15 protein-coding genes and 1 pseudogene are annotated in these 16,189 nt (G+C 56.4%); 8 read left to right on the forward strand and 8 right to left on the reverse strand.

Translation table 11 applies throughout. The annotated features are described in order from the left end of the window. Positions 1–162: 162 nt before the first annotated feature. The 8 genes from eat (at position 163) to AC3I65_RS23030 (ending at position 7,898) form a co-directional block, all read left to right on the forward strand. Positions 163–1,611 (forward strand): ethanolamine permease, encoded by a 1,449-nt coding sequence (gene eat, locus AC3I65_RS22995; RefSeq protein ID WP_488524192.1) that lies wholly within the window; start codon positions 163–165, stop codon positions 1,609–1,611. A 57-nt stretch (positions 1,612–1,668) separates the two neighbouring features. Beyond that, positions 1,669–3,063, forward strand: coding sequence for an ethanolamine ammonia-lyase subunit EutB (locus tag AC3I65_RS23000; RefSeq protein WP_047229473.1), 1,395 nt, complete (start codon positions 1,669–1,671; stop codon positions 3,061–3,063). A gap of 27 nt (positions 3,064–3,090) precedes the next feature. Beyond that, positions 3,091–3,915 (forward strand): ethanolamine ammonia-lyase subunit EutC, encoded by an 825-nt coding sequence (eutC, locus tag AC3I65_RS23005; RefSeq protein WP_281459803.1) that lies wholly within the window; start codon positions 3,091–3,093, stop codon positions 3,913–3,915. Positions 3,916–4,021: 106 nt separating this feature from the next. Further along, complete coding sequence (locus tag AC3I65_RS23010; RefSeq protein ID WP_076383489.1) at positions 4,022–4,483, forward strand: GNAT family N-acetyltransferase; 462 nt, start codon at positions 4,022–4,024, stop codon at positions 4,481–4,483. Between the two features lie 371 nt (positions 4,484–4,854). Then, on the forward strand, positions 4,855–5,511 hold the full coding sequence (locus tag AC3I65_RS23015) for a DedA family protein (RefSeq protein ID WP_047229470.1): 657 nt from the start codon (positions 4,855–4,857) through the stop codon (positions 5,509–5,511). A gap of 7 nt (positions 5,512–5,518) precedes the next feature. Further along, positions 5,519–6,331 carry a M90 family metallopeptidase gene (locus tag AC3I65_RS23020; RefSeq protein WP_488524193.1) on the forward strand — a complete coding sequence of 271 codons (813 nt, stop codon included), beginning with the start codon at positions 5,519–5,521 and terminating at the stop codon, positions 6,329–6,331. 111 nt (positions 6,332–6,442) lie between these two features. Beyond that, positions 6,443–6,970 carry an inorganic diphosphatase gene (gene ppa / locus AC3I65_RS23025; RefSeq protein ID WP_003205933.1) on the forward strand — a complete coding sequence of 176 codons (528 nt, stop codon included), beginning with the start codon at positions 6,443–6,445 and terminating at the stop codon, positions 6,968–6,970. Between the two features lie 196 nt (positions 6,971–7,166). Beyond that, positions 7,167–7,898: a LexA family transcriptional regulator gene (locus tag AC3I65_RS23030; protein ID WP_488524194.1), complete on the forward strand. Its 732-nt coding sequence runs from the start codon at positions 7,167–7,169 to the stop codon at positions 7,896–7,898. A 689-nt stretch (positions 7,899–8,587) separates the two neighbouring features. Here AC3I65_RS23030 and AC3I65_RS23035 read toward each other — a convergent pair. From AC3I65_RS23035 to AC3I65_RS23070, 8 genes and pseudogenes are all read right to left on the reverse strand, one after another. Beyond that, positions 8,588–8,932, reverse strand: a complete 345-nt coding sequence (locus AC3I65_RS23035) for an IS66 family transposase (RefSeq protein WP_488524195.1) — start codon at positions 8,930–8,932, stop codon at positions 8,588–8,590. A 38-nt stretch (positions 8,933–8,970) separates the two neighbouring features. Continuing rightward, a pseudogene (locus tag AC3I65_RS23040) lies at positions 8,971–10,057 on the reverse strand (IS66 family transposase). Positions 10,058–10,075: 18 nt separating this feature from the next. After that, the gene (gene tnpB, locus AC3I65_RS23045) at positions 10,076–10,435 is read right to left on the reverse strand and encodes an IS66 family insertion sequence element accessory protein TnpB (RefSeq protein ID WP_488524196.1); all 360 of its coding nucleotides are present in this window, start codon (positions 10,433–10,435) and stop codon (positions 10,076–10,078) included. Between the two features lie 47 nt (positions 10,436–10,482). Next, on the reverse strand, positions 10,483–10,773 hold the full coding sequence (locus tag AC3I65_RS23050; RefSeq protein WP_488524197.1) for a hypothetical protein: 291 nt from the start codon (positions 10,771–10,773) through the stop codon (positions 10,483–10,485). Between the two features lie 52 nt (positions 10,774–10,825). Next, complete coding sequence (locus tag AC3I65_RS23055; protein WP_488524198.1) at positions 10,826–11,698, reverse strand: hypothetical protein; 873 nt, start codon at positions 11,696–11,698, stop codon at positions 10,826–10,828. Beyond that, positions 11,698–13,317, reverse strand: a complete 1,620-nt coding sequence (locus AC3I65_RS23060; RefSeq protein ID WP_488524199.1) for an AAA family ATPase — start codon at positions 13,315–13,317, stop codon at positions 11,698–11,700. The genes AC3I65_RS23055 and AC3I65_RS23060 overlap by 1 nt, the downstream gene beginning before the upstream one ends. 97 nt (positions 13,318–13,414) lie before the next feature. Beyond that, a complete protein-coding gene (locus AC3I65_RS23065; protein WP_488524200.1) occupies positions 13,415–14,608 on the reverse strand; it encodes a restriction endonuclease subunit S in 1,194 nt (397 codons plus the stop codon). Beyond that, complete coding sequence (locus AC3I65_RS23070; protein WP_305441690.1) at positions 14,605–16,188, reverse strand: type I restriction-modification system subunit M; 1,584 nt, start codon at positions 16,186–16,188, stop codon at positions 14,605–14,607. Before AC3I65_RS23070 ends, AC3I65_RS23065 begins: the two co-directional genes overlap by 4 nt. Position 16,189: the final 1 nt, after the last annotated feature.

Genomic DNA, 16,189 nt, shown 5'->3' on the forward strand with positions numbered 1-16,189 from the left:
CCAACTCCCCTGTGGGAGCGAGCCTGCTCGCGAAAGCGGTGTGTCAGTCACATAGTTGCTCAAGGTGCCGCCGCCTTCGCGAGCAAGCCCGCTCCCACAGGGGTACTGCGCTAATCCGGCGATCAGGCTAGACAAAAAAACAATAAAAACAGGTAAACCCTTATGCCAAGCGATCAAGCAAACCCGCAACCGGCAACGTCCTCGGTCGACTTTGAAAAAGTCGGCTCCGAATACTTCCAACAACGTGAACTGAAAAAAGGCGCGGCGGGCTGGGTCCTGCTGGTGGGCCTGGGGGTGGCGTATGTCATTTCCGGGGACTACGCCGGCTGGAACTTCGGCCTGGCCCAGGGCGGTTGGGGCGGGATGTTTCTTGCCACGCTGCTGATGGCCGCGATGTACCTGTGCATGTGCTTTTCCCTGGCCGAGCTGTCCTCGATGATTCCTACCGCTGGCGGCGGCTATGGCTTTGCCCGTAGCGCATTCGGGCCCTGGGGCGGGTTTCTCACGGGCACGGCGATCCTCATCGAATACGCCATCGCCCCGGCGGCGATTGCCGTGTTCATCGGCGCGTATTGCCAATCGCTATTCGGCATTGGCGGCTGGATAATCTACCTGGCGTTCTACATCATCTTCATCGCCATCCACATATTCGGCGTGGGTGAAGCGCTCAAACTGATGTTCATCATCACCGCCGTCGCTGCCCTGGCGCTGGGCGTGTTTCTGGTGGCGATGGTGCCGCACTTCGACGTCGCCAACCTGCTGGACATCCCGGTCACCGCAGCCACGGGCGCCAGCCCATTCCTGCCGTTCGGCTATGTCGGCGTGTGGGCAGCCATTCCATATGCCATCTGGTTTTTCCTGGCCGTGGAAGGCGTACCGCTGGCGGCTGAAGAAACCAAGAACCCCAAGCGCGACCTGCCGCGCGGCCTGATCGGCGCCATGCTGGTGCTGGTGGCGTTTGCCCTGCTGATTCTGGTGATCGGCCCAGGCGGCGCGGGTTCCAATGCGCTGATGGCTTCGGGCAACCCGCTGGTGGAAGCCCTGGCCAAGGCCTACGGCGGCTCGACCTGGATGGGCAACTTCGTCAACCTCGTGGGCCTGGCGGGCCTGATCGCCAGCTTCTTCTCGATCATCTACGCCTACTCGCGGCAGATCTTCGCGTTGTCTCGCGCCGGTTACCTGCCACGCAAGCTCTCCGAAACCAATAAAAGCAAAGCACCAGTATTGGCGCTGGTCATCCCCGGCATCATCGGTTTCGGGCTGTCCCTGACCGGCCAGGGCGATCTGCTGATTCTGGTGGCGGTGTTCGGCGCCACCATCTCCTACGTGCTGATGATGGCCGCGCACATCACCCTGCGCATCCGCCGCCCCAAAATGGACCGGCCATACCGCACACCGGGCGGCATCTTCACCTCGGGCGTGGCCCTGGTACTGGCGTGCATCGCCGTAGTAGCGGGCTTTCTGGTGGATCCGCGGGTGGTCATCGGCGCGGCGATCATCTATGGAGTGTTAATTGCTTACTTCGCGTTCTACAGTCGGCATCACTTGGTAGCAGGCACGCCCGAAGAAGAATTCGCGGCCATTCAGAAAGCTGAAGAAGCCTTGCACTGAGTTGTAAAACGCCGAAAACCACGGCGCCGCCCAGCGGCGCCGTCACGGAGAACCTGTATGGCCAGTTTTGCACACACGGTCGGCGCCCAGACCTACCGCTTCGACAGCCTCAAAGACCTGATGGCCAAGGCCAGCCCGGCGCGTTCCGGGGATTTCCTGGCCGAGGTCGCGGCGCTCAACGATGGTGAACGAGTGGCGGCGCAAATGGCCTTGGCCGACCTGCCCCTCAGCCATTTCCTGCAAGAAATGCTGATTCCTTACGAGGACGACGAAGTCACCCGGCTGATCGTCGACACCCACGATAAACAGGCCTTCGCCGCCGTCAGCCACCTTACCGTCGGCGGTTTTCGCGACTGGTTGCTCAGCGACGCCGCCGACGAACACAGCCTGCGGGCGCTGGCCCCGGGCCTGACCCCGGAAATGGTCGCCGCCGTATCGAAGATCATGCGCGTGCAGGACCTGGTGCTGGTGGCGCAGAAAATCCGCGTGGTGACGAAATTTCGCGGCACCCTCGGCCTGCGCGGGCGGCTGTCGACCCGCCTGCAACCCAACCACCCCACCGACGAACCCGCCGGGATCGCCGCGAGCATCCTCGACGGCCTGCTCTTCGGCAACGGCGACGCCATGATCGGCATCAACCCGGCCACCGACAGCACAGCGTCGATCTGCGCCATGCTGGAAATGCTCGACGCCATCATCCAGCGCTACGACATCCCGACCCAAGGCTGCGTGCTGACCCACGTCACCACTTCCATTGAAGCGGCGAACCGTGGCGTGCCCCTGGACCTGGTGTTCCAGTCCATCGCCGGCACCGAAGCGGCCAACGCCAGTTTCGGCATCAACCTGAACGTCTTGCAGGAAGGTTACGACGCCGGGCTGAGCCTGAATCGCGGCACCTTGGGCAACAACCTGATGTATTTCGAAACTGGCCAGGGCAGCGCCCTGTCAGCCAACGCCCACCACGGTGTCGATCAACAGACCTGCGAAACCCGGGCCTACGCCGTCGCACGGCATTTCAAGCCGTTTTTGGTGAACACGGTTGTAGGATTCATCGGCCCGGAATACCTGTACAACGGCAAACAGATCATCCGCGCCGGCCTCGAAGATCACTTCTGCGGCAAGCTTTTGGGCGTGCCAATGGGTTGCGACATCTGCTACACCAACCACGCCGAAGCCGACCAGGACGACATGGACACTCTGCTGACCCTGCTGGGCGTGGCCGGGATCAACTTCATCATGGGCATCCCCGGCTCCGACGACATCATGCTCAACTACCAGACCACTTCGTTCCACGACGCCCTCTACGCCCGCCAGACCCTGGGCCTGAAGCCGGCGCCGGAATTCGAAACGTGGCTGGCGAACATGGGCATTTTCACCCAGGCCGATGGCCGGGTGCGGTTCGGCGACAACCTGCCACCGGCGTTTCGTCACGCATTAGCTCATTTGGGATAAGCCGCATTTGGGATGAGAGAACTGCCCATGGATAAAAAACCTGTAGATCCACAAAACCCTTGGCTGAATCTGCGCAACCTCACCCCGGCGCGCATCGCCCTGGGACGCACCGGCACCAGCCTGCCAACCTCGGCGCAACTGGACTTCCAGTACGCCCATGCCCAGGCTCGGGACGCCGTGCACCTGGCCTTCGACCATGAAGGCATTCGCGCGCAACTGACTGAACGCGGCCGCGAAAGCCTGCTGCTGCACAGCGCCGCCAGCGACCGCAACAGCTACCTGCAGCGCCCGGACCTGGGCCGACGGCTCGATGAGGCCTCCGTACAAATCCTGGAGGACTACGCAGCGGCCCACCCCGGCGGCGTAGACCTGGCCATCGTGGTGGCCGACGGCCTGTCGGCGCTGGCGGTGCATCGGCATACCTTGCCGTTCCTGGCGCGGCTGGAAGAACAGACCGCCGCTGATGGTTGGTCAACCTCGCCGGTGATTCTGGTGGAACAGGGCCGCGTCGCGGTGGCTGATGAGGTGGCGCAGCGGCTCGGCGCAAAAATGTCGGTGATCCTGATCGGCGAACGCCCCGGCCTCAGTTCCCCCGACAGCCTGGGTTTGTATTTCACCTACAACCCCAAGGTCGGCCTGACCGATGCGTATCGCAACTGCATCTCCAACGTCCGGCTCGAAGGTTTGAGCTACGGCATGGCCGCCCACCGCCTGATCTACCTGATGCGCGAGGCCTGCCGCAGGCAGCTCTCGGGGGTCAACCTGAAGGACGAAGCCCAGGTCCAAACTCTAGACTCGGAAAATACCGCCGATATGAAAGGTAACTTCCTACTGATGCCGCCCCGAAGCTGATCCGTTTACAAGTTTGCGTTTTTGATCCGCTTTCAGGCAGCATCGAAGCACGGCAGAACGCCGTTGTTGTCCGAGTATCTGTCGACCTTTGCAGACGAGACCTACTATGCGGATTATCCAAGCGACCCTGGAACACCTGGACCTGCTGACCCCATTGTTCGTCAAATACCGGGAATTCTATGGCTCGCTGCCCTACCCGGATTCGTCCCGAGCCTTCCTCGAAAAACGCCTGCGCCGCAAGGAATCGGTGATTTACCTGGCGTTGCCCGATGACGATGACAACCGGTTGCTGGGCTTCTGCCAGCTCTATCCAAGCTTCTCGTCACTGTCGCTCAAGCGCGTGTGGATCCTCAACGACATCTACGTCGCCGAGGACGCCCGCCGCCAACTGGTAGCCGACAACCTGATCCGCACCGCGAAAAAAATGGCCAAGGAAACCAACGCCGTACGCATGCGCGTCTCCACCAGCAGCAACAACGAGGTGGCGCAGAAAACCTACGAGTCCATCGGCTTCAAGGAAGACACCGAGTTCAAGAACTACGTGTTGCCGATCAGCGAAGAGCTCTGACCCGCCAGTAGGGGGATAAGCCCATAGATCAGATCTGTGGGGGAGATATCTAAGGGAGATATCCGAGGGAGAGATATCTCTGTGGAAGACATATCTGTGGGAGCAAAGCTTGCTCGCGATAGCGGTGGAGCAGCCAGCATCAATGTTGAATGTGCCACCATCGTCGCGAGCAAGCTTTGCTCCCACAGGGTGTTTCACCCAGCCAGAAGCCTCCCGACATCCCCCGCTACAAACTCACCACGCACACCACCCCCGACCTCGTATAATGCCGCTCTTCCCGGCTTGTAAGAAAAAGCTACACGCGCTGTAGCCTTACTCGAAGCCCGACCCACAGGCCCCACCCAGTCAGGCCGCGACCACAGGTGCTTTGCATGGATTTCAACCCCCTCGACCTCATACTGCATCTCGATGTGTACCTCGACCTGCTGGTGACCAACTACGGGCCGTGGATCTACGCCATCCTGTTCCTGGTGATCTTCTGCGAAACCGGCCTGGTGGTGATGCCCTTCCTACCGGGCGACTCCCTGCTGTTCATCGCCGGCGCGGTAGCCGCCGGTGGCGGCATGGACCCGGTGCTACTCGGCGGCCTGCTGATGCTGGCGGCGATCCTTGGCGACAGCACCAACTACATCATTGGCCGCACCGCAGGCGAACGGCTGTTCAGTAACCCGAACTCGAAAATCTTCCGCCGCGACTACCTACAACAAACCCACGACTTCTACGACAAGCACGGCGGCAAAACCGTGACCCTGGCGCGCTTCCTGCCGATCATCCGCACCTTCGCCCCCTTCGTCGCCGGCGTTGCAAAAATGCCCTACCCGCGTTTTTTCGCCTTCAGCGTCCTGGGCACCATCCTGTGGGTCGGCGGCCTGGTCACCCTCGGGTTCTTCTTCGGCAACGTGCCATTCATCAAGCAGAACCTGTCGCTGCTGGTGCTGGGCATCATCCTGCTGTCGCTGGTACCAATGATCGTCGGCGTGATCCGCAGCCGCCTCGCCGCCAGCGCCTCGAAAGCCCATCCGCGCTGATCGCCCCATGTGGTCCCTGAGCGGCTGGCGCCGGCAACGCACCCTCGCCAAACATCCCGTCAGCGAGGAAACCTGGCAGCGGGTGCGTCACCAGTTGAGCTTTCTCGACGGCATCAGCGCCACCGAGGACCAATGGCTGCGCGAAGCCTGCGTACTGTTTCTGCATGACAAACACCTGAGCGCCCTGCCCGGCGTCGAACTGCACCAGGAACAACGCCTGCTGCTCGCCGCCCAGGCGCAACTGCCGCTGATGCACCTCGGCGAGCTGAACTGGTACCAGGGCTTCCACGAAATCGTCCTCTACCCCGACGACTTCCTCAGCCCCCAGCGCTACCGCGACGCCAGCGGCATCGAGCACGAATGGGACGGCGAACACAGCGGCGAAGCCTGGCCCCAAGGCCCGATCATCCTGGCCTGGGACGGCGTGCTCGCCAGCGGCGGCTGGGACGGCTACAACCTGGTGATCCACGAACTGGCGCACAAACTCGACATGCTCAACGGCGACGCCAACGGCCTGCCACCGCTGCACGCCGACATGCGCGTCCAGGACTGGGCCGACGCCATGCAACAGGCCTTCGACGACCTCAACCGGCAACTGGACCACAACCCCGACGCAGAAAGCGTCATCGACCCCTACGCCGCGGAAAACCCGGCGGAGTTCTTCGCCGTCACCAGCGAATACTTCTTCAGCGCCCCGGACCTGCTGCACCAGGCCTATCCCAAGGTCTATGAACAGCTCCAGGCGTTCTACCGCCAGGATCCTTTGGCCCGGCTGCGGCAACTTCAAGCCGAAGATCCGGTCTATCAGGCGTCATACTAAGGTCTCTAAGACCCTGCTAACGTGGCATCGACGGCTGAATATGCCTATAATCGCCGCCACTTTTTGGTCAATCCGACCAGTCATTTGGTCAACTAACGGGGGCACCGCCCAATGAGCTACAGCAAGATTCCGGCTGGCAAAGACCTGCCGAACGACATCTACGTCGCGATCGAAATCCCGGCCAACCACGCCCCGATCAAATACGAAATCGACAAAGACAGCGACTGTCTGTTCGTTGACCGTTTCATGGCCACCCCCATGTTCTACCCGGCCAACTACGGTTACATCCCCAACACCCTGGCCGACGACGGCGACCCCCTCGACGTGCTGGTCGTGACCCCTTACCCAGTGGCCCCAGGCTCGGTCATCCGCGCCCGTCCAGTCGGCATTCTGAACATGACCGACGACGGCGGCGGCGATGCCAAAGTCATCGCAGTGCCACACGACAAACTGTCGCAACTGTACGTCGACGTGAAGGAATACACCGACCTGCCACCGCTGCTGATCCAGCAGATCGAGCACTTCTTCGCGAACTACAAAGACCTCGAAAAAGGCAAGTGGGTCAAGATCGAAGGCTGGGCCGGTGCAGACGCCGCCCGCGAAGCGATCACCAAGTCGGTTGCCGCCTACAAAGGCTGAAACTGAATGTGCAGAAGAACCCCGGTTTGCACCGGGGTTTTTTTATGCCTTAATGGCGCCTAATACCAATTTGTATTAATACCGTTTAACAGCGTTTAGCCCGCCCCTTTCAGATCCTGCAAACGGAAAGATCGTCTTATATATTTGAACGACTTGTTTATTGCCGAAAACACAGTCGCCCCTAAACTTTCCGTTTATGAAAAAGATCTCCAGTGGCGACCGCTTCAGAGCCCTTCTAAAAGAAGCCCATATTCGTTCCGCCGACTTCGCGAAGTTATACGGCGTGAAATCCCAACACGTGAACAACTGGTTCAACCGTGGCATCCCGCCCGGGCGCATCCACTCCATCGCCAGCCTGCTGACCGTCAGCCCGGAGTGGCTCGCCCACGGCGAAGGCCCGCAGACCCCATTGGGCCTCGGCCCCGGCACCACCTATGAGGCGGCCGAAAACGACGGCGTCTACAGCGTGGTGGAACCCACGGACATCGAACTGCCTTTCTACAAGGAAGTCCCCATCGCCCACGGCGAAACCAAAACCCACATCGTCGAAGTCCCCGACCAATCCATCCGCCTGCCCCGCAGCCACCTCGAATCCCTGGAAATCGACCCCGGCGACGCCATCTGCATCACCATGGTCGGCGACAGCATGGCCGAACGCATCGAAGACGGCTCCACCCTCGCCATCGACCGCGGCCTGACGCAAATCGTTGATGGCCAGATCTATGCGCTTGAGCATGATGGGATGCTGCGTATCAAGTACCTGCATCGCGTCCCTGGTAATCGGCTGCGGCTGCGTAGCCACAATAAGGCTGCGTATCCGGACGAAGTCTTCAGTGCTGAACAGATCGATGCGCAACATATCCGAGTGATTGGCTGGGTGTTCTGGTGGTCAACCCTCAACAAACAGAGACCACCGGTATTCGACTAACCACCCAAGACCAGAAACCGTGGCAGGAACTGCAGTAGGAGCTGTGGCAGGAGCTGTGGCAGAAGCTTTTGTGGCGAGGGAGCTTGCTCCCGCTGGGCTGCGCAGCAGCCCCCTGCTTTCCCCCTGAATCACCGATAACCCAATGATTCCACACCACTTACCACTGGGCTTCCGAAGAAAACCCGCGTATCCTCCGCCCCACATTTGCGAGCCCACGCCTCGCACCGACAAGGCAGATCACTTTCTGACCAAGTCCCACAGCCGGCCGCAAGAGCCGAATGTACGTTTTGAAGGCTGGTGAGGTTTGTCAAAAACGAACTGAGTTAGTCAACGAGAAGCCGGCCATAAGCCGGCTTTTTAATGCCTGAAAACCACGAGTTGTAAGGGGTAAATATAAAACGCCATATTTGGCCCACACCGAAACGTTGGATTAACTCCTCTCGGATCGGTTTCTCTGGTTGCAAATGATCCTCCGCGTCGTTCGGTGTGCTAGCAAACTCCAAACAAGCCCTCAAACGTGCGGAAGTACGCCCTGACAGCCTGATCCGAGCAACCGTGAATCAGATGGGCATTTCCGGCTCGAAGATGCCGGCAAACGCAAGCTAATACGCTGCGAACCATCACGTCCATGGCACGCGGCCAATGTATGCGATCCATGAACCCCACCTACCTAAGGATGGATTAGCGATTTACCGTGGTATTTCCGGGGAGCAGTTCCATGGCAGCAAAGCTTCGTAGTCCTCTACCGATGAAGCGTGCGGTAACCGCTCCAGTACGTGGCGCAGCCACGTATAGGGCTCTTGGCCGTTGACCTTGGCGGTCTCGACCAGGCTATAGATCTGCGCGCTGGCGGTCACGCCGTTGGTGGTATCACTGAACAACCAGGCCTTGCGCCCGATGACAAACGGCTTGATCGCTCTTTCAGCGGCGTTATTGTCGATGGGTACATAACCGGCTTCGATATAGCGCTCCAGCCGGCTCCAGTTGTTCGCCAGATAATGCACAGCCTTGCCCAGTGCACTTTGCGGCGTCACTTGGGATTGGGTTTTATCCAGCCAGCCTTTCAGTTGAGTCAGGATAGGCCGGGCAGGCTCTTTTCCTGGCGTCCGATAAACCGCAGCTCATCGTTGGCGTCCTTCAACTCACCTTCTATGCCGTACAGCTTGTTGATCATCGTCAGCACGATATCCGCACGCCCAGTCTTGCCCTTGGGCTGCACTTTTTGCGCTTCAACGAACTTGCGTCGCGCATGGGCCATGCAGGCCAGCCGTTCGACCCCCGGTTGCAACGCCAAGGCGTTATAGCCCGCGTAATCATCGGTCATAACATAGCCGCGATAACTTTCCAGCAGACGCAACGGAACCTCCTGCGCACGGCTGGACGTGTAGTCGAACAATACGACTTTGCGATCTGGCTTGTACCCACATCCAGGATTGGCTGGTCGGGTCTCGATCTGGCTCTTTCAATACTTGAACACGGGTTTCATCGCAGTGGATCACCCAGCGCGCCAGTGTTTGCCTTGGTATATCGATGCCGTGTCGACTTAACACCGTCTCGAAACGATGCAGCGGCAAGCCATAGACATACTTGGTGGTCAACAGCATTGCCAGCGCGCTTGGGCTGGCAATGCTCTTTTCGATCAGTTGAGCCGGTTTGTCGGCGGTGACCGGTGCCGTTTCGCAGTCACGGCAACCATAAACCTTGCGGATATGTTTGATGACACGGATCTGCATCGGCACAATATCTAGCTGTTCGCTGATTTCTTCGCTGATCACATGCTTGCGGCAACCGCAGGCACAGGTCAGTTCGTGCTCGGGCAGTTCGTGGATCACCTCGATACGCAGCAACTCAGCCGACAATGGCTTGCGTTTACCACGGCGCGACACCGGGACAACGACTTCTTCTTCGACATCGCCGATCAACAGCATCGGCTCGCTCTCGGGCTCATTGAACAGTGCAAGTTGCGGCGTATTGGGCTCCGCTGTCCGCTCGGACTTACGCCCGAACAAGCGGTCGCGCAACAGCTTGATCTGTTTTTTCAGGTCGACGATGTGAGTCTGGTAAGACTGGACCACTTCTTCCTGGCGATTGAGAGCCTCAAGCAGCATCTGCTTGAGCAAAACGGGGTCATCAGGAAGGTCGTCGGGCAGAGAAATCATGGCCCGGATTATACCGGGTCAGGCTACGTAGCGTGGGGTCAAAACCTGGTGAGGACGGTTGTGCCACAGGTCAAAACCGTCGAGCAGCCAGTTCAGTTCCTGGACGGTCAGAACGGTCGCTTCATCGCTGAGATCAGGCGATGTTTTGAATCGCTCGGACTCCAAGCGCTTAAGCCAAAGGCAGAAACCGTTGCGCTCCCAGTACAAAATCTTCACGCGGTTACGGGGCTTGTTGAGGAAGACGTAGAGCACGGGATCGAACACCGCTACTTTTATATCCAGCTCGACCTGCGCAGCGAGGCCATCAATGGACTTTCTGAAGTCCAGGGGCTTGGGGTAGAGATAGACTTTTTCGACTTTGGCGTCGGATCGCATCATGGCGAGCTGGCTCCTGAGGGAATCGGGAGCACAGCATCCGTGATCAGCTATGCACTTTGAATGAATGTGGGGTTCATGGAGCGGTTACGTCCTTTTGATGCTTGAGTAGCCGCTTGAGCAGCTCCACTGAGACCAGGCACGGTATGGTCATAGCGCATCCACAGATCCAAGCGCAGCTTGTTGGTCAGGCAATTCCCGACCAGATCTTGAGTGATATCGGACGCGCTACCACCGTAAGCCACAGCAGCCAATACGCTATCCACATGAACCACATCGGACAGCACAGGCAGCATATCCCGTAGGTGTACACCATTAATTCGATTGGCGATCAGTTTCAACTCTGAGTCCCTTCACAGCTATACGGAAATCGCTCTGCTCGCCACAGCGCTCTTAAACGATAGTAATTCTCGGGGCTCTTCTCTCGTCGAGTAGAGTTTTCAGAGACTCCTGCGTTCGCTGCGCCTCAGCAATACCAATAAGGTTTATATTTAGCTGATCCGCATGTATCCCTTTCACTAAGTCTTCCACGAATCCATGCCCGACGCGAATAGCGCCGACATCAGTTATTAAGTAACGGTCGTGAAAATATTTTTCGGGAGCCACTATCCATTCCAGGCTAACCCCCCGAATGTTCAACTTGTGATATTCGCGCTGATAAACCTGCTGCGGGTTTAGTGGGTTGACTGAGCTAACCACACGAACAGTTCTCACTGAAGTGCCCTGCAGAGCAACAAAAATCTCAGATAAAGTCTTATTACCTGTCAGATAAAAGTACGGGTCGATCAGAGTGACCTCTGAAGAGAGTCGCAATAACCCAAGTACCGACCCAACGATAGCTTTGGCTTCACGTAGGACAGACAGCGAAGCCGGCACATTCCATTCCTGATGGCCGTTATTGATTGAATCTATATCCAGACGCCCCTCTTGTGCAGGCTCGGATATCGTGACATCAAACGGCCGAACTTGGAGCTGATTATCGAGCCAGACCGACCAAAGCTTGTGGTCGCCTTTGGGCCTATCTGGTGCCATAAAGAACTCATCCCTCTCTCTGGAACGGGGTAACTTGTTCAGATAGTTTCTGATCGACTGCTCACGAATAACCGGAAGCCCAGCTTGCTTCACAGCAATCATGGCCTCTTGCGCCCAAGTTCTTCGTTCAGCAGCAATGTAGCGTCCTTTATCAAATCCGAAATGCTGTTTGAGCAGCGAATAGTATTCAAAGCTTCGAAGGCAGCACGGATCAAAGGCGACTTCCTTGTACATTAGAAAAGCTCCGCATCACGCTCATCAAAAAAACCGCCTGGCCATCTCTGCTCAAAATCGCCATCAGGCGTAACATTTAGCCGCTTGACTATCACACCTTCCGACGAGGGAATGAGATAGGTAATCGAAATTTGATCCGGAGCCAACGCTAGGGGCCCGGTTTCTTCCTGAGACTCACGCACCCGACGAAGCAGGCGCAGGATCAAATGTTCGCTGTGGGTCTCTATCAGGTAGGGATGACGGTCAAGAGTACTGATAAACAGGTCTGCCAACTCAACCTGAAATCGTGGGTGGACATGCAACTCGGGCTGCTCGACAGTAACCATCGTAGCCGGTGCATAGTGACTGGCAACAATGATCGGCAGAACCTGCGAAATACCTGTACCCAACTGGTTTGCGCTTAGGCGGACGCCTGTACGTTGATCTTTGAACCATAGGTGTCGCTTTTGCAGTAGCCGGCCTACCTCCGGCACTGACGCTGTGTGCTCCCCCAACATCTCATCAAGCGACTCATTGATGAGTTCGTAACCGGTATTGAACCTGTCAGAGTCAGCCAACCAATCGCTGGCCTCCCTCAACAAAGCGCTAATCGAACTTTGCCGTTCAGGGTTCTGGTGCAAAAGATCCCAAGCTGCAGCCCCATCTACCCAATCTGACTGCGTGGGATGTGTGTTGGGCATATAGTCCATATCAGGCATTAACCGCAACGGCCCAATCTGGATTGTACTTTCCAAATAGTTGAGGACCTTGTCCAACGGCAGGACAAATGCCTGACTCAAAACTTGTTGCACAGTCAGGAAGTTGAGGTGTTCGTCAGCCTCCTCGAATAACTGACCTTGTAAATTTGTCTCGACAGGGCGACCAAGCAGAGGTATCGCGCCCCATTTGCACTTAAGACCGATCGGGGCCACTCGATTAATAAAGTGCTGCCCAGCTCTATCAACATCAGCGACTGACGCTGCCGAAATAGGATTGGGGTTCAACTCAGAAAGTACCCGCTCGAACTCGGAGGGATTATCATCCTGTTCATTCAGCGGCAAGCCGGTATCCAACAGCTGCTCATAATCCAAAGGCAGTAATAATGGATGCCGCGTGTTTAACTCTCGAATAACAGTGCTACGCCGGTCTTCACTTGAATGGACACACCCGATGTACCCATCATTCACCCATACCCGATACTCACGGACATAAGTCCACTGGAATCGATTAGACCAGGCTATCTCCAGTTCCACGGCGCCATTTGTGATGCTTCCGCCGAAATCTTCCATGAGCACAACGTTCGCCTGGACATGGTTGAGCAAGCCGCTGACTTCAGCATCATAGTAGCCGAAGGGTGTTGAGCCCGGCTCAAAATCCAGCCGAATACGAATGCTACGTGAGATATCCTGCCCGTAGACCAATGAGCGGAACCCACCGATAGCTTTCTGTCCTAGAGCATCAAGATGCTGGGGATCGCAATGTCCATATCCGAGGATCTGCCGGACATACGCCAGTGCCATCAAAATTGAGCTCTTACCTACGCTGTTGGGACCAAACAGCAGAGTAACGGGAGCCAGCTCAATGGTTTGAGCGGCCCTAAAGGACCGAAAATTCTCCAGTGTGATTTTCGTAATGCGCATTCAGTATTGTCCTTTACCCTAACGGAGATGGCACTAGTCCGCAATTTCTTTGAATTACAACCAGCGACCTCATTCAAAGGTCTTTAATGACCACAAATCAGAGCCCTGTTGAAAAAGCACTTTGCGTCAAAACCTCAAACAGCTCCCCAATTTTCAAACGTGATGACGACACCCTATCCCCTATCGCTTGGACCCTCCAATAAACGCTTTTAAATTTTTTCTGGGAGTCAATGCAAGGAAAAATTGCGCCTATTTCTTCAAACTTTCCTCTAGAGATGTTAAGCATTGAGCCGCTTGAGCCCGTAGCTTGAGATGTCAACTTTTCCTTAAATTTTGGATGCCATAAAAGATAGTTCAAAAACTCTGGCAAGAGCTGATCTTGACTGGTTTCAATTTTCCAAAGTTTATCTGGCAAAAAAACATTATCCAAATCCGACTGAACAAGGCAAGTTGCCGCAACTAATTCCCTGGTATTTGCACGACTGAATAATAAATCCCCTCTTTTAGGGAATACTAACGATTTCCCTTGCGGAATATCTTCACGTGAAACCCTCTTATTTTCCCCGGGTTTGAAAACACCACTAGTGACAGCGCTAATTTTTAGAACCCCTATTTCTCCAACGTCACAGGGAACACTTTCACCGTTTGCACTCCAGCCCGCTGTAATTGACTTCAAACCTGAAGATAAAGGCCTCACCTCCCATCCCATCGGATTGGTCACAGGGTCGCCGAACATTTTGAGAAACAAGGCGCGAAGAAAGTCGTCGGCGAGATGAATAGCTTGCTGGCGTTTACGACGGATGCTATCGGCCTTGTCAAGGATGGCGGCAATTCTTTCTTGCTCGGGCAAGGGAGGAAGTAGGATTTCGGTGGACCTGATTATACTTTGACTGATATTTGGTTGAGCACCACCAACCGCATTTCTCAAAAACTCAGGAACCTTGTTTAACAATGCATAGTAAACATATTTTGTGAACGCTTTAGACGGATCAGGAACAATGTTGCATACCGCCTGATTTGTAGCAGCATCAATTCCAAGAAGAGCCATTCGTCCTACAGTTGCGCCGTACATAGCTAGCAAAATAGCCCCCTGAGGGACAATCTTTGCGCTACTTTTTTTCATGGCTTCCTCTGAGATAAACTCAGTCGCAGACGCAACAATATTTTCCCTCAAGTCGCCTGATTTTATCCAAGGTATATCACCTTGATAAAATTCGGAAACGCCTCTGGAGGGTGTTCCACCACTGCCGGTTCGGCAAAATTCGGAAATTTTTACCATCGGCCAACTCACAGCATCTCCTCCAAGTCATCCAGATCCGCCAGAATATTCTGCTCCAACCCTTTAAGCTTTTTGAGAATCACCTTCGGGTCTTCATATTCTTCCTGTTGGTACACCATTTCCTTGTAGCGGTTGATGGAGAGTTCGTACTTGTTCGCGGCGATCTCTTCGGCCGAAACAACAAAGGCCTTTTTGGTCTTGTCGCCAAATACGGCGGCGATGGTGCTATTGCTGATATTGCCTTCGACCAGATGTCGGTAGCGTTGCCACTGGACGATGGCATCTGGCAAGTCGTTGCTGCCTTCGGCTTTCAGCTCGACGCGCTTGTCATCCAAGGAGTAGCCATCGGCCTGTAGGTCGTAGAACCATACATGCTCGGTGCTACCGCCTTTGGTAAAAATGAGGATGGCGGTGCTGACCCCGGCGTAAGGTTTGAACACTCCACTGGGCAGGCTGACGATGCCTTCAAGTTGGTTGTTGTCGAGCAGTTCCTGACGCAATTGCTGATGTGCCTTGCTGGCGCCGAACAACACCCCATCCGGCACAATTACAGCAGCGCGACCACCGAGCTTAAGCGAGCGCAAAATATGGGCTACGAACAGCAGCTCGGTCTTCTTGGTTTTCACCAGCCCCAGTACGTCGGGATTGGTGTTGCTTTCGTCCAGGCTACCTGTGAATGGCGGGTTGGCCAGCACCACGTCAAAGAAATTCTGTTCCTGACGCGGGTAGTGCTCCTTGATAGATTTGCTCAGGGAATCCTGGTAGCGGATATTCGCGCCGTTCACTCCGTGCAGCATCATGTTCATGCTGGATACACGCAGCATTGTGGTGTCGAAGTCAAAACCCCAGAACATCTGGCTGTTAATGTGCTGGCGGTAAGGCTCGAGCAAGTCGCCGCTGCAGTGCTGATTCCCGTCTTCATCGGTGAAGATGCCGGCCTCACTAGAATGTACCCGGTTGAGGTATTCCATTGTGCGGGCAAGAAAGCCTGCGGTGCCGCAGGCCGGGTCGCAGATCACTTCGGTGGGCTGCGGGGCAATCAACTCGATCATGGCGTCGATAATATGGCGCGGCGTGCGGAACTGGCCGTTGATGCCAGCAGTGGTGAGTTTGCTCAACAGGTATTCGTAAATATCGCCCTTAACGTCGCTCTGGGTGAGCGGCAGGTCGTTGACCATCTCCACAGCAGAGGTCAGAACCGACTCGTTCTTGATCTCCAGGTCGGCGTCTTGCATGTATTCGCTGATATGCCCCAGCCCTTCACGCTCGCCGCCCTCGCCTTCGGCGCTGCCCAGCTTGGCGAAGAAGGGGTAGACGTTCTGCTTGAGATGCTTGTGCAGCTCCTTACCGCTCAGGTTACGGAAGTTCTTCCAGCGCAACAGCTGGCCATCCGGGGTATTGGGAAAAAGGCGATCGAGATCCTTGCCAGTTCGGTTGGCTTTGCGTTCGGCCACATCCTCCTGCATGTCGAGCATGCGGGCGAACATCAGGTAGCTGATCTGCTCGATTACAGTCAGCGGGTTGGTGATGCCGCCCGTCCAGAACTTTTCCCAGAGCTTGTCGATATCGGTGCGGATTTTACCAGTGAGCATG

This window comes from Pseudomonas sp. N-1-13, assembly GCF_057787095.1.